The 20,006-nt window shown below is 46.0% G+C and carries 19 protein-coding genes; 16 read left to right on the top strand and 3 right to left on the bottom strand.

The window, feature by feature from the left end; all coding sequences use genetic code 11:
- The first annotated feature begins 27 nt into the window (after positions 1-27).
- From ICN40_RS03000 to ICN40_RS02950, 11 genes are all read left to right on the top strand, one after another.
- Complete coding sequence (locus ICN40_RS03000; protein WP_216242105.1) at positions 28-687, top strand: tetratricopeptide repeat protein; 660 nt, start codon at positions 28-30, stop codon at positions 685-687.
- A complete protein-coding gene (bamB, locus tag ICN40_RS02995) occupies positions 687-1,844 on the top strand; it encodes an outer membrane protein assembly factor BamB (protein ID WP_216242103.1) in 1,158 nt (385 codons plus the stop codon). Before ICN40_RS03000 ends, bamB begins: the two co-directional genes overlap by 1 nt.
- The gene (gene der, locus ICN40_RS02990) at positions 1,841-3,205 is read left to right on the top strand and encodes a ribosome biogenesis GTPase Der (protein ID WP_216242101.1); all 1,365 of its coding nucleotides are present in this window, start codon (positions 1,841-1,843) and stop codon (positions 3,203-3,205) included. The genes bamB and der overlap by 4 nt, the downstream gene beginning before the upstream one ends.
- A gap of 186 nt (positions 3,206-3,391) precedes the next feature.
- Positions 3,392-3,643 (top strand): RNA chaperone Hfq, encoded by a 252-nt coding sequence (gene hfq / locus ICN40_RS02985; RefSeq protein WP_072582173.1) that lies wholly within the window; start codon positions 3,392-3,394, stop codon positions 3,641-3,643.
- A complete protein-coding gene (hflX, locus tag ICN40_RS02980; protein ID WP_308281761.1) occupies positions 3,603-4,877 on the top strand; it encodes a GTPase HflX in 1,275 nt (424 codons plus the stop codon). The genes hfq and hflX overlap by 41 nt, the downstream gene beginning before the upstream one ends.
- Positions 4,867-6,372 (top strand): FtsH protease activity modulator HflK, encoded by a 1,506-nt coding sequence (gene hflK, locus ICN40_RS02975; RefSeq protein WP_216242099.1) that lies wholly within the window; start codon positions 4,867-4,869, stop codon positions 6,370-6,372. The genes hflX and hflK overlap by 11 nt, the downstream gene beginning before the upstream one ends.
- Positions 6,372-7,241 carry a protease modulator HflC gene (hflC, locus tag ICN40_RS02970; RefSeq protein WP_216242097.1) on the top strand — a complete coding sequence of 290 codons (870 nt, stop codon included), beginning with the start codon at positions 6,372-6,374 and terminating at the stop codon, positions 7,239-7,241. Before hflK ends, hflC begins: the two co-directional genes overlap by 1 nt.
- A 20-nt stretch (positions 7,242-7,261) precedes the next feature.
- Positions 7,262-8,425 carry an ATP phosphoribosyltransferase regulatory subunit gene (locus ICN40_RS02965; protein ID WP_216242095.1) on the top strand — a complete coding sequence of 388 codons (1,164 nt, stop codon included), beginning with the start codon at positions 7,262-7,264 and terminating at the stop codon, positions 8,423-8,425.
- 96 nt (positions 8,426-8,521) lie between these two features.
- The gene (locus ICN40_RS02960; RefSeq protein ID WP_072582178.1) at positions 8,522-9,862 is read left to right on the top strand and encodes an adenylosuccinate synthase; all 1,341 of its coding nucleotides are present in this window, start codon (positions 8,522-8,524) and stop codon (positions 9,860-9,862) included.
- 60 nt (positions 9,863-9,922) lie between these two features.
- Complete coding sequence (locus tag ICN40_RS02955) at positions 9,923-12,139, top strand: malate synthase G (protein WP_216242092.1); 2,217 nt, start codon at positions 9,923-9,925, stop codon at positions 12,137-12,139.
- A 70-nt stretch (positions 12,140-12,209) separates the two neighbouring features.
- Positions 12,210-12,698, top strand: coding sequence for a hypothetical protein (locus ICN40_RS02950; protein WP_072582180.1), 489 nt, complete (start codon positions 12,210-12,212; stop codon positions 12,696-12,698).
- Between the two features lie 93 nt (positions 12,699-12,791).
- Here ICN40_RS02950 and ICN40_RS02945 read toward each other — a convergent pair whose 3' ends face one another.
- Positions 12,792-13,298: a hypothetical protein gene (locus ICN40_RS02945; protein WP_083564199.1), complete on the bottom strand. Its 507-nt coding sequence runs from the start codon at positions 13,296-13,298 to the stop codon at positions 12,792-12,794.
- A gap of 109 nt (positions 13,299-13,407) precedes the next feature.
- Between ICN40_RS02945 and ICN40_RS02940 the strand changes: the two genes are divergently transcribed.
- From ICN40_RS02940 to ICN40_RS02925, 4 genes are read left to right on the top strand one after another with little or no spacing between them, the layout of a single operon-like run.
- Positions 13,408-14,628, top strand: coding sequence for an MFS transporter (locus tag ICN40_RS02940; RefSeq protein ID WP_255538615.1), 1,221 nt, complete (start codon positions 13,408-13,410; stop codon positions 14,626-14,628).
- Between the two features lie 25 nt (positions 14,629-14,653).
- On the top strand, positions 14,654-15,340 hold the full coding sequence (locus tag ICN40_RS02935) for a dienelactone hydrolase family protein (protein ID WP_216242090.1): 687 nt from the start codon (positions 14,654-14,656) through the stop codon (positions 15,338-15,340).
- A gap of 5 nt (positions 15,341-15,345) precedes the next feature.
- Positions 15,346-16,155, top strand: a complete 810-nt coding sequence (locus ICN40_RS02930) for a DUF4239 domain-containing protein (RefSeq protein ID WP_072582183.1) — start codon at positions 15,346-15,348, stop codon at positions 16,153-16,155.
- A 17-nt stretch (positions 16,156-16,172) separates the two neighbouring features.
- Positions 16,173-16,673, top strand: coding sequence for a hypothetical protein (locus ICN40_RS02925; RefSeq protein WP_216156977.1), 501 nt, complete (start codon positions 16,173-16,175; stop codon positions 16,671-16,673).
- Here ICN40_RS02925 and ICN40_RS02920 read toward each other — a convergent pair.
- Positions 16,659-17,981 carry an APC family permease gene (locus ICN40_RS02920; protein WP_216242088.1) on the bottom strand — a complete coding sequence of 441 codons (1,323 nt, stop codon included), beginning with the start codon at positions 17,979-17,981 and terminating at the stop codon, positions 16,659-16,661. The two genes, ICN40_RS02925 and ICN40_RS02920, sit on opposite strands and share 15 nt — an antisense overlap.
- Before the next feature lie 154 nt (positions 17,982-18,135).
- On the opposite strand from ICN40_RS02920, the gene ICN40_RS02915 reads away from it, so the two are divergent.
- Positions 18,136-19,839 carry an amidohydrolase gene (locus ICN40_RS02915; RefSeq protein WP_216242086.1) on the top strand — a complete coding sequence of 568 codons (1,704 nt, stop codon included), beginning with the start codon at positions 18,136-18,138 and terminating at the stop codon, positions 19,837-19,839.
- A gap of 68 nt (positions 19,840-19,907) precedes the next feature.
- On the opposite strand, the gene ICN40_RS02910 is transcribed toward ICN40_RS02915, so the two are convergent.
- Positions 19,908-20,006: IS3 family transposase (locus ICN40_RS02910; RefSeq protein ID WP_216242455.1), on the bottom strand; the 99-nt coding region annotated here is incomplete at its 5' end.

Below are 20,006 nucleotides of genomic sequence, written 5' to 3'. Positions count from 1 at the left end.
TTACCTATTAAATAAGTTTGGATTGACATGCCTTTAGATCTAGAAGAACAAGAACAATTAGACCAATTCAAAGCGTTTTGGCAAAAGTACCGTAACCTTATTACTGGGGTCGTTACAGTTGCGTTGTTTGCTTATGCTGCTTACAGTGGCTATCAATGGTGGCGCAATAGTCAGGCACTCGAAGCGTCTAAGCTTTATGAAACGATGGTAGGTGCCATTGCTAAAGGCGATAAAGACCAGACTCTGCGCGCAACAGACGACTTGCAAAAAGATTTTGGCCGTACACCTTACGCAGCAATGTCTAGTTTGATCGCTGCACGAATTGCATCGGATGCAGGCGATAGCGCAAAAGCTTTGGAGTATTTGCGTTGGGCGGCAAAAAATGCATCCAATGATGGTTATCTTGGATTGGCGAAATTACGCCTAGTAACTCTATTGATTGAGCAGGGCAGTGAAAAAGATTTTGCAGAGGCTGATCAAATATTGAATGAGAAACCGATTGCTGGTTTTGAATCTTTATGGCTTGAGCGTCGTGGCGATTGGTATTTGGCGCAAAAGAAAAATGAGCAAGCTAAAGTAAGCTATCAAGATGCCTGGAAAAAATTAGACCAAGCAAAAGAATTTCCTGAAGAGGCGCGTCGCCTTCTCAAGGTTAAATTAGATGCTGTTGGAGGAGTTGCTCAGTGATGACTAAAGAAATGAAGCGTTTACCGATGCGCTTAGGCGCCGCCTTGGTATTGGGTGCCGTGGTAATTGCTTTAGCCGCATGCTCTGGTAGCTCCAGAGTAAGGAAACCTGCTGAATTAGTGACCGTTACCAATCAATTTGATTTGCAGCCTGTATGGTCAACTAGCATTGGTTCATCTGAATCCTTTAACTTTCATCCTATTGTTGCTGGCGATGCGGTGTATGCAGCCTCTCATGGTGGGAACTTGGTAAAGATTGATTTAGCAACCGGCAATAAGGTCTGGTCAGTATCCGTTCCTGAGAATTTGTCGGTTGGCCCTGGCTCTGATGGCCGTACTACTGTTGCCGTTACCACCAAGGGGGTGGTCTACGCCTATGACGATACTGGTAAGCCGATGTGGAATGTCAGCGTTGGTAGTGAAGTATTGAGTGAGCCAGTGGTAGCCGGTGGCGTTGTCGTAGTGCGCGCGCTAGACAATCGCTTCATTGGACTGGATGCGCTAACGGGCGCTAAAAAATGGACTTATCAGCGTCAACAGGCTGCATTGTCATTGCGTGTTGGCTACGGCATGCTGGCTATTGGCAATGAAGTCATCGTTACTGGTTTCACTGGTGGGCGCTTTGGGATGATTGCTATTGCTAATGGCGGCTTAGTTTGGGAGACACCCGTTTCTTTTCCTAAGGGCTTCTCAGAGATTGAGCGCTTGAATGATGTCACCGCTAAACCAAGTATGGAAGGCGATATCCTCTGCGCAGTCTCTTATCAAGGACGTATTGGTTGCGGGCAGGCTCGTACAGGCAACCTTTTATGGTTCAAAGACTATTCAAGTTATACCGGTACCTCACAAAGCACCGACATGGTTTTCTCGGCAAACGATAAGTCTTACGTCACCGCCTTTGCAACGAAAGATGGCACTCAAGTTTGGGAAAACACCCAGCTGACATTCCGTGATGTTGGTGAGTCGCTTGCGGTGGGCAGAGTGCTGCTCATGGGTGATGCTCAAGGTTATATCCATGCATTTTCACAGGCGAATGGCGAAATGGTTGCGCGTATTCGTCACGACAGCAGTCCAATCTCGGCTGCCCCCATTGCGGTAGGTGGCCTCATCTTGGTTCAATCTCAAGGTGGAAAAATAGCGGCGTACAGTCCAAAATGAATCCAGTCATCACTATCGTCGGCCGTCCTAATGTGGGAAAGTCGACTCTCTTTAATCGCTTAACGCGTTCACGTGATGCATTGGTGGCTGACTTTTCTGGCCTAACCAGAGATCGACACTACGGCAAAGGTCGTATTGGTGAGCGCGCTTTTATTTGCGTAGACACCGGTGGTTTTGAGCCAGTAGCCAAGACCGGCATTGTTGCTGAGATGGCAAAGCAAACTAAGCAAGCTGTTGCTGAATCTGACATTGTGATTTTCTTGGTTGACGGTCGTCTCGGTATGGCGCCACAAGATCGCGTCATCGCTGATTTCTTACGTAAGACTGGCCGACCAGTCATCCTCGCGGTTAATAAAACAGAAGGCATGCAGGCTGGCGTTGTCACAGCCGACTTCCATGAGCTTGGTTTAGGCGAGCCGTTCCCAATTTCTTCAGCGCATGGTGATGGTGTGCGCGGCTTGATCGACGACGCATTAGATTCCCTTGGTATTGCAGAGCCAGATGAAGATGAATTGGTTAACGATCCAAATCGTCCAATGAAGATCGCCGTAGTAGGGCGCCCTAACGTTGGCAAGTCAACATTGATTAATAAATTAATCGGTGAAGAGCGCGTCATTGCATTTGATATGCCAGGTACCACTCGTGATGCGATCGAAGTTCCCTTTGAGCGCAATGGCAAGCCTTACATCTTGGTTGACACTGCAGGTTTGCGTCGCCGTGGCAAAGTTTTTGAAGCGATTGAAAAGTTTTCTGTTGTTAAAACATTGCAAGCGATTGCTGACTGTAATGTGGTGATCTTGATGTTAGATGCTCAGCAAGATATTTCTGAACAAGATGCGCACATCGCTGGATTTATTGTGGAAGCTGGTCGCGCCTTAGTGGTTGCAGTGAATAAGTGGGATGGCTTGGATGCGTATGTAAAAGAGCGTGCTCGATTAGAGATTGCACAAAAGCTCCGCTTCCTCGATTTTGCAAATGTGCACCCAATCTCCGCTAAAAAGGGTACAGGCCTTAAGGAGCTCTTTAAGGATGTGGATTCTGCTTATGCAGCTGCAATGGCAAAACTACCAACCCCACGCTTAACCCGTATTTTGCAAGAGGCAATTGAGCATCAACAGCCTAAACGCGTTGGTATGGGCCGTCCTAAATTGCGTTATGCCCACCAAGGGGGCATGAATCCTCCAATTGTGGTCATTCATGGCACATCCTTGAGTGGGGTGACTGATAGCTACAAGCGATACTTAGAAGGTCGCTTTAGGGATGTCTTTAAATTACGCGGTACGCCTCTGCGTATTCAGATGAATACCGCTAAAAACCCCTACGTAGAAGCGGATAAGGGTAAAAAAGGCAAAAAGCGTTAATTTGAGCTGAGTTTTATCCATCATTCGAAATGGGCTTGATTTTTTCGAAAATCAGCCCAATATAGAGGGCTGAGTGAGTGGTTTGCAATAAATGGTTTGTAGTGAAGGTTTGTAGTGAATTGGTATTTAATAAAAAAGCAAGACTCCCAAAAAAAGTAATTAAGCAAAAAATAATTAAGGAGCAGTATGAGTAATAGCAACCCCAACAAAATTCAATTACTTCAGGATCCTTTTCTCAATGCTTTGCGCAAAGAGCATGTTCCTGTTTCGATCTATCTTGTAAACGGTATTAAGTTACAGGGCAATATTGAATCTTTTGATCAATATGTTGTCCTCTTGCGCAATACCGTGACACAGATGGTTTACAAACATGCAATCTCCACGATCGTTCCTGCTCGTGCGATTGATTTCCGTTTGGAAGAAGCTAGCCCTGTATAAAACTGGAGTAGATGCGGCACGCGCCGTTCTGGTTGGAGTAGATACAGGACGCGAGGATTTTGCGGATAGCATGGCTGAGCTCAGTCTTTTGGCTGACAGCGCCGGCTCTATCCCTGCAGCCAGTGTTATTGCACGTAAAGGCAAGACCGACCCTGCCTTGTTTATCGGTTCGGGCAAAGCTAACGAACTCAAGAGGGTGATGGAGGAGCAAGGCGCAGAGCTTGCCATCTTTAATCACCCGCTATCCCCAACTCAGCAACGTAATTTAGAGCGTCACATTGGCTTTCATGTGATGGATCGCACGGGCTTGATTTTGGATATCTTTAGTCAAAGAGCGCAAAGTCATATTGGTAAGACTCAAGTTGAGCTTGCACAAGTCCGCTATCGCATGTCACGCTTAGTGAGAGCTTGGAGTCACTTAGAGCGTCAACGTGGTGGTATTGGTGTGCGTGGCGGCCCTGGTGAGACGCAGATGGAGTTAGATCGACGGATGTTGGCCACTAAAGCGAAGCGCTTGGAAAATGAGCTTGAAAAACTGCAGCGTCAGCAAAGAACCCAAAGACGTTCCCGAAATCGTAGAGATGTGTTTTCAGTCTCCTTGGTTGGGTATACCAATGCTGGTAAATCGACCTTATTTAATGCCCTAACCAAAGCCGGAACTTATGCTGCTGATCAGTTATTTGCCACCCTGGATACCACCTCTAGAAGGGTCCATTTGGAGGGGTTTGGTTCCATTGTTGTCTCTGACACGGTTGGATTTATCCGGGATTTGCCTCACCAGTTAGTGGAGGCTTTTAGGGCTACTTTGGATGAAACCATCCATGCCGACCTGATTTTGCATGTGATTGACGCCTGTAGCCCTGTAGCTAGGGAGCAAAAAGCGGAAGTTGAGGCGGTTTTGGAGGAGATCGGGGCTGACGACATCCCCCGTATCGAGGTTATGAATAAGATCGACCAGATGCCTCAAACCTTTACCCGTGGGGCTGTTTTAGAGCGGGATGGGGAGGGCATTCCGAGCCAGGTTTTCCTGTCGGCCAAGACGGGCTTGGGCCTTGATTTACTCCGTTCAGCCTTGGCCGAATGCTCCCAAATGACTGATAGAATAAGGGTCGAGCACAACCGTGCCAAGAAGCAATTGGCCCCGGATGAGTTTTTAGAGCCTTTACCCGAACGACCAGAAACTTCTGAATTTAATCCGATTGCCAAGCGAAGCTATTTTTCAAATGATGCGTAAATTTCTCGACCTGTTTTCGGTCAATGATCCAGGTTGGGGCAATAGCCACAATTCCGGTGGATCCAAAGATGCCAAAGATGGGCAGGGAAATGAACAAGCTCCCAAGGCGGATCCAGAAACCAATAAACCGGTAGAAACTCAGCCAACGAATCAGCCAACTAAGCCAGATGGCCCGCCAGACTTGGACGAGCTATGGCGCGACTTCAACGACAGAATTGCTGGCATCTTTGGCGGCAAGAAAATACCTGGCGTAACAGGCGGTCCTGCTAGTAAGCCAACGAATAAACCAAGCAGCACTGATATTCCTCCGCCTTCACAACGCGGAAATGGAGGTAACGGTGGTGGCGGCATCAATAAGCCTAACTTTAATTTCAGCAATCCATTTGGATCGAAAGCAAGCATTCTGGTTGCTGGGGCGCTGGTCTTCTTTGTGTGGATCTGCAGCGGCTTCTTCATTATTCAAGAAGGGCAGGCCGGCGTTATTCTGACTTTTGGTAAATACGATTACACCGCTAAGCCGGGTATTAATTGGCATATGCCTTGGCCGATTCAGGCTGAAGAGACTGTCAATCTCTCAGGCGTTCGCTCGGTAGAGGTCGGTCGCCCTGTGTTGATCAAAGCTACCAATCAAAAAGATTCCTCCATGCTCACAGAAGATGAAAACATCATCGATGTGCGCTTTGCTGTGCAATACCGCCTCAAGGATCCTACGGATTATTTATTTAATAATCGTGATCCTGATACTGCAGTTGTGCAAGCGGCAGAAACTGCAGTACGGGAGATTGTTGCCCGCAGCAAAATGGATACCGTGCTGTATGAGGGGCGCGAAAAGATTGGTATTGATTTAGCCAGCTCAATTCAGAAGATTTTGGATAGCTACAAAACGGGCATATATGTGACCAGTGTGACTGTGCAAAACGTTCAACCGCCTGAACAAGTTCAAGCAGCGTTTGACGATGCAGTCAAAGCGGGTCAAGACCAGGAGCGCTTGAAGAGTGAGGGCCAGGCTTACGCTAATGACGTTATTCCGCGCGCCAAAGGTACTGCAGCCCGTCTGATTCAGGAGGCTGAGGGCTACAAGGCTCGTGTAGTTGCTACTGCAGAGGGTGATGCCACGCGCTTTAAGCAAATTTTGGTGGAGTACGCAAAGGCGCCACAAGTAACGCGTGATCGCATGTATATCGATAGCATGCGTGAGATGTATAGCAACGTGACCAAAATCTTGGTTGATACCACCAAGAGCAATAGTCTTTTATATCTCCCGCTTGATAAGATCGTTGCACAGGTGAGTGCTGAAAGTGCTCAAGCGGCAAATACACAGACAAATCAGTCTGGTACCAACACTCCAACTGGTAGCGTGACGGTTGGTGGTGCCACTGGAGTAAATACACCAGCCCCAACTTCCAGTGCCACTCCTGCAACCCCAGCGTCAGCTGTGAATAACTCTACCGATAAACGTGATGGTCTCCGTAGTCGTGATCGGGAGTCCAGATAATGAATGCCAATCGTTTAATCGCTGCAGGTATTAGCTTTATTGCGCTGATTTATGTTCTGTCTTCTAGTATTTTTGTCGTGGATCAACGTCAGTTCGCTGTGGTGTTCTCATTTGGACAGATTGTTCGCGTGATTGAGAAGCCGGGCATACAAATAAAGTTTCCAGCGCCATTTGAAAACGTGCGCTTCTTCGATCGCCGCATTTTGACAATCGATAATCCAGAAGCAGAGCGTTTTATTACTGCCGAGAAGAAAAACTTATTAGTAGATTCTTATGTGAAGTGGCGCATTGTTGATCCACGGAAGTTCTTTATTAGCTTTAAAGGTGATGAGCGTCTGGCTGAAGACCGCTTAACCCAGTTAGTTCGATCGGCACTAAATGAAGAGTTCACCAAACGCACTGTGCGTGAGTTGATTTCTGATCAGCGTGAAGAGGTGATGCAGGGTATTCGTAAAAAAGTCGCTGATGATGCTGCTGATATCGGTGTAGAGATTGTTGATGTGCGCTTGAAGCGTGTTGATCTCTTAGCGGAAATTAGTGATTCTGTTTATCGCCGTATGGAAGCAGAGCGTAAGCGTGTAGCGAATGAGCTCCGCTCCACTGGTGCTGCAGAGTCCGACAAGATTCGTGCGAATGCAGAGCGTCAACGCGATACGATCTTGGCAGAAGCCTATCGCGATGCCCAAAAGATTAAAGGCGCTGGCGATGCTAAAGCAACAGCACTCTATGCAGAAGCATTTGGGCGCGATCCTCAGTTTGCCCAGTTCTATCAAAGCCTAGAGGCCTATAGAAGTTCTTTCAAGGACAAGAAGGACATTATGGTGGTTGAGCCAAATGGCGAGTTCTTCAAGTTCCTGCACAAAAAATAAGAAAGCGAATAGTCCATACCATGAATCGCTGGTTACTTCCTGAAGATATTGCAGACGTTTTGCCTGCGCAGGCTCGCAAAGTGGAGTCATTGCGTCGTGCCATTTTGGATTTGTATCAATCCTATGGCTATGAGTTGGTTGCGCCTCCGATTCTGGAGTTTTTAGATTCCCTATTGACCGGTACTGGTTCCGATCTTAATCTGCAGACCTTTAAATTAGTGGATCAACTCTCTGGTCGTACTTTAGGCCTGCGTGCTGATATAACCCCTCAAGTAGCCCGTATTGATGCGCACCTCTTAAATCGTGATGGCGTTACTCGCCTTTGCTATGCCGGATCTGTTGCGCACGCTCGCACACCAGTTGGGAGCTCAGCGCGCGAAGAGTTGCAGTTGGGCGCCGAAATTTATGGTTGTGCGACTTGGGAAGCTGATCTAGAAGCTATTACCTTATTGCTCAAAACGCTTTCAGTTGCGGGTTTAAAGAAAGTCTATCTGGATTTATCCCATGCCGGCATTTTGACTGGCATCTTAGATGGTCAGAACTTAGATAAAGAAACCATTGAGACCTTGTATGGGTTGTTGCAAAGTAAAGATCGCCCTCGCTTAAGTCAGTGGGCGGCGTGTTTACCTGCGAATGTTGCTAAAGCGCTGATGGCCTTGACTGAGTTAAATGGCCCTTGTGCTGAAGTGTTGGCAAAGGCTAAGAAAGACTTGCCTAAGCACGTAGCAATTGATCAGGCTTTGGCAGATCTGGAGCGTTTAGTTTCAGCTGCAGCGAAGTTATCTGTCAACTTAGAGCTCAGTATTGATTTGGCCGATCTTCGTGGCTATCAATATCACAGTGGTGTGATGTTCGCGGCTTATATAGATCAGTTGCCTCAGCCTATTGCCAGAGGTGGTCGATACGATCATGTGGGTCAGGCCTTTGGTCGCCCTCGTCCTGCAACTGGGTTCTCATTAGATCTTTTGACTCTAGCAAACTTGTCACCATTGAATGTGCGTAAGACGGCAATTATTGCTCCTTGGATAGAGGATGCTGCCCTGAGTCAAGCCATCGCAACATTGCGCGAGTCTGGTGAAGTGGTTATCCAGGCTCCAACAGGTTTGAAATTAGAATCTGCCGAATATGAATGTGACCGCGAGCTTGTGAGGCAAGGCAGCTCTTGGGAAGTAAAGAAGAAGTAGTAAAAAATTGAATTAATGCAGCGAATTAATAAAGCATCGAACAAATAAAGCAGTAAACAATTAACTTATTTTGTAATTATCTTTTTGGATTTCATTATGTCTTCAAAGCAGCAAACCAAAGGTCGTAACGTAGTTGTCATTGGCACTCAGTGGGGTGATGAAGGCAAGGGTAAGGTAGTGGATTGGTTGACTGACCATGCACAAGCAGTGGTTCGCTTTCAAGGTGGACACAACGCTGGCCATACCTTAATCATCGGCGACAAGAAGACCATTCTGCGTTTGATTCCTTCCGGAATCATGCATAAAAATGTGATTTGCTATATCGGTAATGGCGTGGTGCTTTCACCAGAGGCGCTTTTTAAGGAGATCGGTGAGCTCGAGGCTGCTGGTTTAGATGTTCAGTCCCGTCTCAAAATTTCTGAAGCAACCACTTTAATTCTGCCTTATCACGTAGCTATTGACCATGCTCGCGAGAAAAAGCGCGGTGAGGCAAAGATTGGCACAACTGGTCGTGGCATCGGACCTGCGTATGAAGATAAAGTAGCTCGCCGTGCTTTGCGTGTGCAAGACTTGTTCTACCCAGAAAAATTTGCTGAGCAGTTGCGTGAGAACTTGGAATATCACAATTTCATGCTCACGAATTACTATGGTGCTGAGCCAGTCAGCTATGAGAAGACTTTAGCCGAAGCGATGTCTTATGCAGAGCGTCTCAAGCCAATGGTGGTGGATGTATCCAGTGCTTTGTATGCCGCCGAGCAATCTGGTCAAAACTTGTTATTTGAAGGTGCCCAGGGCACATTGCTCGATATCGATCACGGCACCTATCCCTATGTAACCTCCAGTAACTGTGTAGCAGGTAATGCTGCTGCTGGTTCAGGCGTTGGCCCAGACTCCTTGCAATACATTTTAGGTATTACGAAGGCTTACTGCACACGCGTTGGCGCTGGCCCATTCCCGAGTGAACTGTATGACCATGACAATCCAGTAAGACAAGATCCGATTGGCGTGCGTTTGGCTGAAGTGGGTAAAGAATTTGGTTCTGTCACTGGCCGCCCACGTCGTACTGGCTGGCTAGATGCTGCTGCATTGAAGCGCTCGATTCAGATCAACGGCCTATCTGGTCTTTGTATTACTAAGTTAGATGTCCTTGATGGCTTTGAAACCATTCGCTTGTGCGTTGGGTATAACCTTGATGGCAAGAAGTTGGATGTGTTGCCGCGTGGTGCAGAATCAGTTGCCCGTTGCGAGCCAATTTATGAGGATTTCTCGGGCTGGAAGGGTACAACTTTCGGTATTCGCGAGTGGGATAAGTTGCCCGCCGAAGCCCAGAAGTTCCTGCGTCGTATCGAGGAAGTGGCTGGTAAGCCGATTGCAATGGTATCTACAGGCCCAGAGCGTGACGAAACCATTCTCCTCCAGCATCCTTTCCAGGATTAATGGAAAATATTTAATTAACCATATTTATTAACTTTCGCTTTAGAGACAAAGGTTCACAACATGACTGCGCGCACTACTTGCAATAGCCTCCAGGTGGCAACTCCCTTATATCGATTCATCGAAGACAAAGTGCTTCCAGGTACCGGTATTAAGAGTGCCGATTTTTGGAAAGGTTTTGATGGGATCGTTAAAGACCTCACACCAAAAAATGATGCCTTGCTCGCAAAGCGCGACCGCATTCAGTTGGATTTGGACAAATGGCACCAAGCCAATCCAGGCCCAATCAAGGATATGCCTGCGTACCGCAAGTTTTTGAAAGAGATCGACTACTTAGTTGATGTGCCAGGAAAAATTACTGCAACCACCAAGAATGTAGATGATGAGTTGGCTCTGCAAGCGGGTCCTCAATTAGTCGTTCCAGTACTCAATGCGCGTTATGCCTTGAATGCTGCTAATGCACGTTGGGGCTCTTTGTACGATGCCCTCTACGGTACCGATGTTCTCTCAGAAGAAGATGGCGCTACTAAGGCTGGCGCTTACAACCCAATTCGTGGTGCAAAAGTAGTTGCATACGCTCGCAATTTCTTGGATCAGGCTGCGCCTTTGGCTAAGGGCTCACACCGTGATTCAGTTGCTTACTCTGTTGATGGCAATAAGCTGTCCGTTAAATTAAAAGACGGCACTACAACAGGTTTGGCGGACGAGAAGCAATTTGTTGGTTACCAAGGTGAGGTAGCAGCTCCAAGCTCTATCTTGTTGCGTCATAACGGTGTTCATATTGATATTGAAATCAATAAGACCAAAACGATTGGTGCTAGCGATCCTGCTGGCATTAATGATGTTGTGCTTGAGGCTGCACTCTCTACTATTTTGGATTTGGAAGACTCGATTGCTGCCGTTGACGGTGACGACAAGGTTCTTGCTTATGAAAACTGGCTAGGTATCTTAAAAGGCACTTTGGTTGAAGAGGTGAAGAAGGGCGACAAGACGATTACTCGCTCACTAAACCCAGATCGTAAGTACAAGGCCGGTATCGGTGCTGTTGATGCAAAAGATGGCGTGGTAACTTTGCATGGCCGTTCACTCTTGTTCCTTCGTAACGTTGGTCATTTAATGACAAACCCAGCCATCATTACTGGTGAAGGAAAAGAAATCTACGAAGGTATCTTAGATGCAGTAGTGACTGTATTGATTGCTCTATACGACATCAATCGTCCAGCAAGCCAAGCCATTGGTAATACTCGTAAGGGTTCTGTTTATATCGTCAAGCCAAAAATGCACAGCCCAGAAGAAGTGGCTTTTGCAGGCGAGCTCTTTGGGCGTGTTGAGAAATTACTCGGCTTACCAGCAGATACGGTGAAACTGGGCATCATGGATGAAGAGCGTCGTATGAGTGCGAATATCAAAGCAGCTATTGCTGCTGCCGGTGCGCGCGTAGCCTTCATCAATACTGGCTTTCTAGATCGTACTGGTGATGAAATGCACACAGCAATGTATGCGGGTCCAATGATGCGCAAAGGTGATATGAAAACCAGCAAGTGGTTATCCGCTTACGAGCGTCGTAACGTATTTGCAGGATTAGATTGTGGCTTGCGTGGCCGTGCTCAAATTGGTAAAGGTATGTGGGCAATGCCAGACATGATGAAGGCCATGGTTGAGCAGAAGATTGTTCACCCTAAAGCGGGTGCAAATACTGCTTGGGTACCATCACCAACGGCAGCAACCTTACATGCGCTTCACTATCATCAAGTAAACGTAGCTGAACTCCAAAAAGAAATGGAAAAGCTCGATACAGCTGCTGAAGCTGAAGCGTTAATTAACGACTTGTTGACTATTCCAGTGGTTGAGAATGCTAACTGGTCTAAGGAAGAGATTCAGCAAGAATTAGATAACAACTGCCAAGGTATCTTGGGTTATGTGGTTCGCTGGATTGATCAAGGTGTTGGTTGCTCTAAGGTTCCTGATATTCATAACGTAGGCTTGATGGAAGATCGTGCTACCTTACGTATCTCTAGCCAGCACATCGCTAACTGGTTGCTCAATGGTATTGTGACTGCTGATCAGGTCAACGAGAGCTTGCAACGTATGGCTAAAGTGGTTGATGGTCAAAATGCTGGTGATTCTTTGTATCAGCCAATGATGCCTAACTACCAAGATTCATATGCCTATAAAGCGGCGAGTGACCTGATTTTCAAAGGACTTGAGCAGCCTAATGGCTACACAGAACCTTTGTTGCATGCATGGCGCCTAGAGGTAAAGAAGGCACACGCTAAGTAATTTAGCCGACGCTTTAAGTCAAAATGGATTTGCCCATAAAGCAAATCCATTTTTTATTGGGTACAGTCAAATGTTTGGATTTCTAAACCCCTTCTCTAGATCTTCCCAGTTTCCATTTCAATTGAATGATGGTGGCAGGGAGGCGGCTGGCTTTAAAGGCGGCGCAGGAGATTGCGTTGTGAGATCCATTGCGATTGCCGCAAGCCTGCCTTATATGCAGGTCTATGAGGATTTAAGACTGGCAAATGAGAGTTACGCCCAGCTGAAAAATGACCGCCTTGCTAAAAGGCTTAATGTCAAAGGTTCATCTCCTAGGAACGGGAATCATCGCAATGTCTTTCATGACTACATTATTAGTCTGGGTTTTCGATGGGTGCCTACGATGGAAATAGGTGCTGGCTGCAAGGTTCACCTAAGGTTAGGCGAGCTTCCTGCAGGGGTCTTAATTGTGAAGGTCTCAAAGCATCTGACTGCTGTGGTGAATGGGATAATTTACGATACGCATGACCCCTCAAGAGGTGGAAATCGATGTGTTTATGGTTACTATATCAAGCCTTAAGGTGGTTTCTTAACTTCTGAAAAATGCGAATTTTGCGCTTAAAGAGCATAAATTAACCCTAAAAATGACTGTTTTTCGGGTTTTTATTTAAAGTTATTTATAACGTCTTAAATACTTTAGATTCCAAGCCTGTCTGTAGATGCCTGTCATTCCAATCATTGTAGAGGTGGTCCAGGCAATTGAAAAAAGGCCCGAAAAGGCAATAAAGAAGGCCATCGTTTTCCAGCCATAAGGAAGAATGTCGGATATAAAACCCACAGTCGTATAGCAGCTGCCAGCAAACAGAATGGCATTTACCCCGCTAGGGATTAGATCCAACCAAAAGAGCATGGCAGCCCAAATGAAGATCTCGCAAATATGAATCAAGGCAATAATAATGAAGGCTACGTAGAAGTGAAAAAAGATCCGATCATATTGATTGCGATCTAGATTTGCCTTAGTAATGCGCTCAAAACGCATGACCATGTGATTCAAGCCGCTGCCATGGAATATCAATATCAGTATTAAGCCTGTTACCCCAACAAAGAGGTCCATAAAAACAAAGGTAAGCGAGACGGCTGTTGTAGTGGCTGGTAAAACTGGCAAGGCCATAATTTCCATTCAGAAATAGGTTAGTAGGCAATATAGCCATAATCCTACCCCAAAGCAGATCCGTGCGCTAGAGAGGATAATGCTCTCTTGTCCCCTAATTTGCACTGTTGAGTCTACTTTGAGTTTAGTTCGCACCCCTCAGCAAGAGAGATTCTTTTTGCTTGCCTTGGCTGGCATTCAATTCACGCATATCCTCGATTTTATGATCATGATGCCGCTTGGGCCTCAGTTCATTGCAGCGCTTTCCATTAATACGCATCAATTTGGATTGTTGCTATCCTCCTATACTTTTGCTGCAGCAATTGCTGGCGTATTTGCAACCTACTATATAGATCGCTTTGAGCGCAGACAGCTGTTATTGGGTTTGTATGTCTGCTTCATTATTGCCACCGTGGTGTGTGGCTTTGCGCCAAATTATCATGCGTTATTTATTGCTCGCGCATGCGCTGGTGCCTTTGGCGGAATCTTGGGATCATTAGTGCAAACTATTGTGGCGGATGCCATTCCGTTCGAGCGGAGAGGCAAAGCTTTGGGAACGGTCATGGCCGCTTTCTCGGTTTCAACTGTTGCAGGTGTTCCATTAAGTTTATTTTTGGCAAACCATATCACCTCACTGGGTTGGCGTGCGCCATTTATGTTTATTGGTCTGATATCTACCCTGATTCTTTATCTGGCATATCGCAATATCCCGAAAATTTCTGGCCACTTGCATCACGTTCATGAGGGTAGCCGCTTCCAGCAAATCTACGAAGTCTTTGTTGCCCATCGTCATCTACGCGCCTTTCTGTTTGTGGGGCTAATTATGCTGACTGGATTTACTGTCATTCCTTATATTGCTCTCTATCTCACCGCTAACGTTGGGATCGAAAATTCCTACATTTCCCTGATCTATCTTTGTGGTGGTTTGGCGACTTTGATGAGCTCTAGATTTATTGGACACATGGCGGATAAATATGGCAAGGTCAAAGTATTTCGCATACTAGCCATCATTAGTTTGATACCGATCTTAGTAACAACCAATTTAATACCGGTTCCTTTATGGGTGGTACTTGTTAATCAGACCGCCTTCTTTGTCTTGATTTCTGGTCGAATGATTCCGGCCATGGCTATTGTGAGCCAAATGGTAGAGCCCAAAATTCGGGGAACCTTTATGAGCTTAATTGGCTCAGTTCAGATGTTAGCTTCCGGCATAGCGTCAGTAGTAGCGGGCCTAGTGGTCACAATTACAACTAATGGCAGGATGGAGCATTACAACCTAGTTGGTTATGGGGCTGCCATTTGTGGCTTGCTCACTTTTTGGGTTGTGGGATATATTCATGCTGATGCGAAAAAAGCGTAAGAACTAAAGAACATAAGGAGACCTCATGATTGAATTTAAAAGACCCGATGGACAGGCGGTAAAGGGTTACTTGGCTGAGCCAGTTGATAAAGCAACTGCTCCTGGCGTGGTCGTTATTCAGGAGTGGTGGGGTCTTGATGATGAGGTAAAAGCGGTTGCTGATCTCCTTGCTAAAGCAGGGTATCGTGCATTAGTTCCGGATTTATATCGTGGCAAGTTGGCGATTGAGGCTAATGAAGCTGAGCACCTAATGGGCGACCTGAACTTTGGTGATGCGGCTGGTCAAGATATTCGGGGTGCAGTTCAGTACTTAAAAGCTACTGGTAGCGCAAAGGTAGCAGTAACAGGATTTTGTATGGGCGGTGCGCTGACCATTTTAGCTGCTTGCAATGTGCCGGAGCTCGATGCTTCTATAGTTTGGTACGGCAATCCTCCTTTGGAGTATGTCAATGCGGATGCTATTAGCAAGCCGATGTTAGGCCACTGGGCTATGCATGATGAGTTCTTTCCAATTGCTGGTGTCGACAAGCTAGAGCAAAAGCTAAAACAAGCGGGCGTGGATTATGAATTTCACCGCTACGATACCAAGCATGCCTTTGCAAACCCTAAATCGGATGCGCGGGGATTGACTCCACTAAAGTACAACGCAGAAGCAGCGCAGTTAGCCTGGGAGCGTACGCTTCATTTTCTACAAAAAAATATTAGTAGCTAGGCCTTATGAATACTCCTTCCAAAGAAAGTCTATTCTTTAACTGGATATACAGAAGAAGTAATATCCAAATTCTGATATTGCTGATTATCTTTTTTGTTACTTTGCTCGATGTGATGCCGCGTGCATTGCAACACATCCCGATCTTTGCGCCCACACAAGATAGCACCCGATTGGGTTTGGGTCTTTTTGGATCCATCATCACGCTTAGCGGATTATTGATTGGTTTTTTACTCAATCAAGCACAAAGCAATTTTCGCGAGGTGCAAACACTGGTGTCTCAAGAGGCTGGACGTATAAATAACTTAGATCGTCTACTCACGCGATTTGGTGATCCATCTATAGCGCCTATACGTGTTGAGCTATTTGACTATATGAACTCGATTGTGAATGACGAGTGGGCTCTATTGCAAAAGGGTGAGGGCAGCTCTAAGACGCACATGTTGTGGCGCGGAATTTCTAGACAATTGATGTCAATTGAACCCCAAACCAATCGTCAAACAGCAATGTATACAGATATCATCAAAAAATCTGAAGAGGTTGCTGAGAGCAGGGAGGCGCGTATCGAACGTGCCAATATCCGTTTACCGGACTTATTTTGGATAGTCATTTTGATCTGTATGTTTGCCTTGATGGGCATTAATACTCTCTTCTTGCCCTCAGATTCATTCTTCTTGGGATTGAAGATCTTGCCTATCACCATGGGTGCGCTGATATCTTTGTTGGTGATAACCGATCAGCCGTTTAAGGGTCAGAATTCAGTACAGCCCGACTCTTTCTATAAAATTATTGAATCTATTAAAACTCGTAAAGAGTAACATCTTCCTGAATCAACATGCACTTATTTTCTGAAAATCTTGCAGTAGAAATTTCCTCCTATTACCGTAATTTGGCATTGGGTCATGGGGTTGTTCCAAAGGTATTTACTTTGGTACACGGCGAGGGAGATCAATACCTATTCTTTATTGATGATCTCCCTATGAAGAGTGATGATGAGCAGAATCAATTTCTTGCGTATATCGTACAAGCACATGAGGCGGTTTGTTATGCGCGTGGCACTTTGGTAATCGTTGAAAAAAATCAACAGTTTATTGAATTTGCAGTCATTGATCGGGATGATGTGGATGCGATTGTCTGCTCAGCTGAGCTCGCTAGAGATGTGGACGATAGGCCTATATCCTTAGGCGAGTTTGATAAGACATTGGTTAAGAAGGGCTCGATTATTTTTGGCGGCCTCTTTGATCCCGTACAACTATCAGAAGACAAGACTGAAGATTTTGAAAGTCTGTGGGCGGAGATGAAGTCTAAAATTTTGCACCGTTCAATGGGGCTTTAATTTCTTTCGGAGGAATTTGCGAGATGTTGCCTCAATCGCAAAAGATCCAACCAGGGCAGCCACTAAAGCAATTGCACTATTTGACGCAGTCTCGATTACATTGATAAACAGGGTGGCAAACAAACTCAAGTTAATGATGATTGCCGCCCAGAGTGGCCAAAGCTTGGCGCCTGTTTGATTGCGTACGCGAATATGCCCATAAGTAATGGCAGCGTAGACCAATAAAAAGGCAAGGCTTGCCATTTTTCCAACAACGTCTAATGGAAATGCTAGTACCAAAGCAATTACTAGCAGCGCTGAAATAGTTAATGCGCGAAGCTCTGTTTTTAAGACTTCGTCACCCAAGGCCTCTGAGACCGAATTCTTTTGCGCCATATCGGCTGCAATATTCGAAGCTGCAAAGATGGTGGCGTTGAGTGCTGCTGCACATGCTAGGAGGGCGGAGGCTCCAATGACAACAAAACCAATCTTCCCAGCAGCTATTTGGGCGGCATCGGCTAAGACATGTCCACTATTAATAATCATTTGGGCTGGAGTAAGGAGGAGGACCACGGCGGTGCTGACCAATATATACGCAATAGTTACCAAAATCAGGGCGGAGAACATTGCTAGCGGTAACTCTTTATGGGGTACTTGCATGGCATTGGATGAGTTGGTTACTACACCAAAGCCTTGGTAATTGATGTATAGAATTCCTGTAGCAATCGCAATACCATTGATCGACCAATTGGTCATCTTAAATGCACTAACATCCGCAACATGTATGCCATCTATAGAAAATAAGATCAGTGCAAGTGTTACAAATCCAATAGCAAGCATTTCAGCTCTTCCAACGATATCAGTGCCTAGTAAATTAATGCCGGCACAAAGAATCACTATCACGGCACCAATGAGTTTGGTTTCTGCGGGGGATAAATGGTCGCCTAGCAAAGTATTGGAGTATTCGGCAAAGCCTGCGGCGTAGAGTGCGGCGGCGATAAGGTAGGCAATGTATTGAAATACATTGAGTCCACCTGAAATCAGGCCGGGACCGAAACTCATGACTGTGAAAGTAGCTGCTCCTCCGCTACTGGGGAAGGTGGCTCCTAATTTAGCATATGAATAGACCGAAAAAGAAGCGGCAATCGCCCCCAACAAAAAGGCGAGGGGAATATGCGTTCCAGCATGAGCACTAGCGGTACCCAGCAGAGAGAACAGCCCGGCACCCATCATTCCACCAATACCGAGGGCAGTAGCAGAAAAAAGACTAATGCTCTTCCCTTTGAGGGTGGTACTTTTTAGAAGGGCAGGTTTAGATGGGTTTATCAAGGGGCGCAGGTTTCTGTTTATAGCCTCTATATTAAAGCTTACAGTAAATTTAAGCCAACTTACGGCAAGATCATTTGGGGTTGCGAAGTCCGTGGCTAAGGGTCAACTTTGCGCTGTTAGAATCATCTTAAACCAACTTTTCTGAAGGTAAAAAATGCGATATATCAATCGAATCGCTCTCGCAGCAATGTGCCTAGTTGCGCAATCAGTTATTGCGGGTGGAAATGCAGATACTATATTTTATGGTGGCCCCATTCTTACGGTAAACCCAAAAAATGAGCAGGCTCAAGCATTGGCAGTGCAGAACGGAAAAATTGTTGCTGTAGGAAAAAAAGATGTCGTTACAAAAGAATGGCAATCTAGCTCAACTAAGGTTGTGGATCTTCAGGGTCAAACCTTGATGCCAGGTTTTGTTGAGCCTCATGTTCATATCATTGGCACAGCCATGACTGAGGTATTGGGCTTAAATCTCTCCAATTTTAATTTGCCGTATGACTCATTGGGTACATTGAGCGCAAAGATGAAAGCTGCGTTGAGTAGCATTCCTCCGGGAGGGTGGCTTTTTGGTTTTGGTGTTGATCCATCGCGCACCGATCCGTTTATGACTGAGTTGAACGCGGATGTTTTGGATAAGGTATCCACTACAGTGCCGATTTTTATCATTAATCAATCAGGGCATATTGGTTACGTAAACCATAAAGCATTGGAATTGGCTGGCGTTACAGAAAGCACGCCCAATCCTGGCGGCGGCGGAGTATATGTCAAAGATGCAGCAGGAAAGTTGACTGGTGTGCTAATTGAGCCGCCAACTTATGCGCCGTTTATGGCAAAGATGCCTAAGCCACCTATCGCAGACTTGGTAAATGCCATCAAGAAAACTGTTAACAACATTGCATCTAGCGGTGTGACTACCTCTGCAGAGATTACTGTTGGTTTTGACTTGGGGCTAGATCAGGAAGTAAAACTGTACCAATCTTTATTCGCAAATGACGCCATGCCAATTCGGGTACGTGGTTATTTATATGGCCCAGCGATCCCCGCTGGATATACTGGCTTAAAGCCAAACGAGGGTAATGATCGTTTACGCTTTATCGGTGTCAAGTTTATTTCTGATGGATCTACTCAAGGCTTAACTGCGGCTTTAAACGATCCATATGTCTATCCAAAAAATACTGCTAACCGCGGTAATTTGGATTATCAGACTGAAGACCTTTATCAGCAAATGAAAATCTACTTTGATCAAGGCTGGCAATTGGCCGTGCATGCTAATGGCGACCGCGCAATTGATCAAACCTTATCTAACTATGAGAGATTATTAGCCGGCAACCCCAATCCAAAAGAGCGCCGTCTGCGTATCGAGCACTTTACGGTGAATACTCCAGATGAGGTAAGCAGGGCGGTAAAAATTGGCGCTATCCCAGGATTTACGATTGGGCATGTCGACTATTGGGGGGAGGCTTTCCATAATCATTTGATTGGGCCAGAGCGAGCTAATCGAATTGATCCATCGGCGAGCTTCCAAAAGCTTGGAGCACGCTATGCATATCACAGCGATTCTCCAGTTTCTAACGTAGGTCCTCTCAATTACATCTCTGAAGGTGCGGGTCGTTTATGGCAAAAGCCTGCTCGTCACGTGCTTGGGCCTAATCAACGTGTCAGTGTGGATCAGGCTATTCGTGCAGTCACCATTAATCCGGCTTATGAAATGTTCTCCGATGACAAGATTGGCAGTCTGGAAGTGGGTAAGCAGGCTGATTTAGTTGTTCTGGAGAAGAATCCTCGCGCAATTGCTGTAGATGAAATCCGTAATATCAAAGTTAAAGAAACTTGGATTGATGGCAAGAAACAGGCTTGGTGATCAGAGTTTTAGCTAATTGAAGAATGAGCCGCCTTAGTGAACTGACCCCCAAAAGTTGGACAGTTTAGTTAGGTTAGCACGAGGGATTGAGTTCGGTAATTTACCGGGCTTAATCCCTTTAGTTTTTGTTTGATCCGATCATGGTTGTAATAGTCGATATATTCTTT

The organism is Polynucleobacter sp. Fuers-14 (assembly GCF_018882045.1).
GTDB lineage: Bacteria > Pseudomonadota > Gammaproteobacteria > Burkholderiales > Burkholderiaceae > Polynucleobacter.
The sequence above is the reverse complement of the archived record's forward strand: the minus strand, read 5'-3'. Positions and strand labels throughout refer to the sequence as shown.

Excerpts from the sequence above, each read along its gene's own strand:
- ICN40_RS03000 (WP_216242105.1), top strand. The coding sequence starts at position 28 with ATGCCTTTAGATCTAGAAGAACAAGAACAATTAGACCAATTCAAAGCG.
- bamB (WP_216242103.1), top strand. The coding sequence starts at position 687 with ATGACTAAAGAAATGAAGCGTTTACCGATGCGCTTAGGCGCCGCCTTG.
- der (WP_216242101.1), top strand. The coding sequence starts at position 1,841 with ATGAATCCAGTCATCACTATCGTCGGCCGTCCTAATGTGGGAAAGTCG.
- hfq (WP_072582173.1), top strand. The coding sequence starts at position 3,392 with ATGAGTAATAGCAACCCCAACAAAATTCAATTACTTCAGGATCCTTTT.
- hflK (WP_216242099.1), top strand. The coding sequence starts at position 4,867 with ATGATGCGTAAATTTCTCGACCTGTTTTCGGTCAATGATCCAGGTTGG.
- hflC (WP_216242097.1), top strand. The coding sequence starts at position 6,372 with ATGAATGCCAATCGTTTAATCGCTGCAGGTATTAGCTTTATTGCGCTG.
- ICN40_RS02965 (WP_216242095.1), top strand. The coding sequence starts at position 7,262 with ATGAATCGCTGGTTACTTCCTGAAGATATTGCAGACGTTTTGCCTGCG.
- ICN40_RS02960 (WP_072582178.1), top strand. The coding sequence starts at position 8,522 with ATGTCTTCAAAGCAGCAAACCAAAGGTCGTAACGTAGTTGTCATTGGC.
- ICN40_RS02955 (WP_216242092.1), top strand. The coding sequence starts at position 9,923 with ATGACTGCGCGCACTACTTGCAATAGCCTCCAGGTGGCAACTCCCTTA.
- ICN40_RS02950 (WP_072582180.1), top strand. The coding sequence starts at position 12,210 with ATGTTTGGATTTCTAAACCCCTTCTCTAGATCTTCCCAGTTTCCATTT.
- ICN40_RS02945 (WP_083564199.1), bottom strand. The coding sequence starts at position 13,298 with ATGGAAATTATGGCCTTGCCAGTTTTACCAGCCACTACAACAGCCGTC.
- ICN40_RS02935 (WP_216242090.1), top strand. The coding sequence starts at position 14,654 with ATGATTGAATTTAAAAGACCCGATGGACAGGCGGTAAAGGGTTACTTG.
- ICN40_RS02930 (WP_072582183.1), top strand. The coding sequence starts at position 15,346 with ATGAATACTCCTTCCAAAGAAAGTCTATTCTTTAACTGGATATACAGA.
- ICN40_RS02925 (WP_216156977.1), top strand. The coding sequence starts at position 16,173 with ATGCACTTATTTTCTGAAAATCTTGCAGTAGAAATTTCCTCCTATTAC.
- ICN40_RS02915 (WP_216242086.1), top strand. The coding sequence starts at position 18,136 with ATGCGATATATCAATCGAATCGCTCTCGCAGCAATGTGCCTAGTTGCG.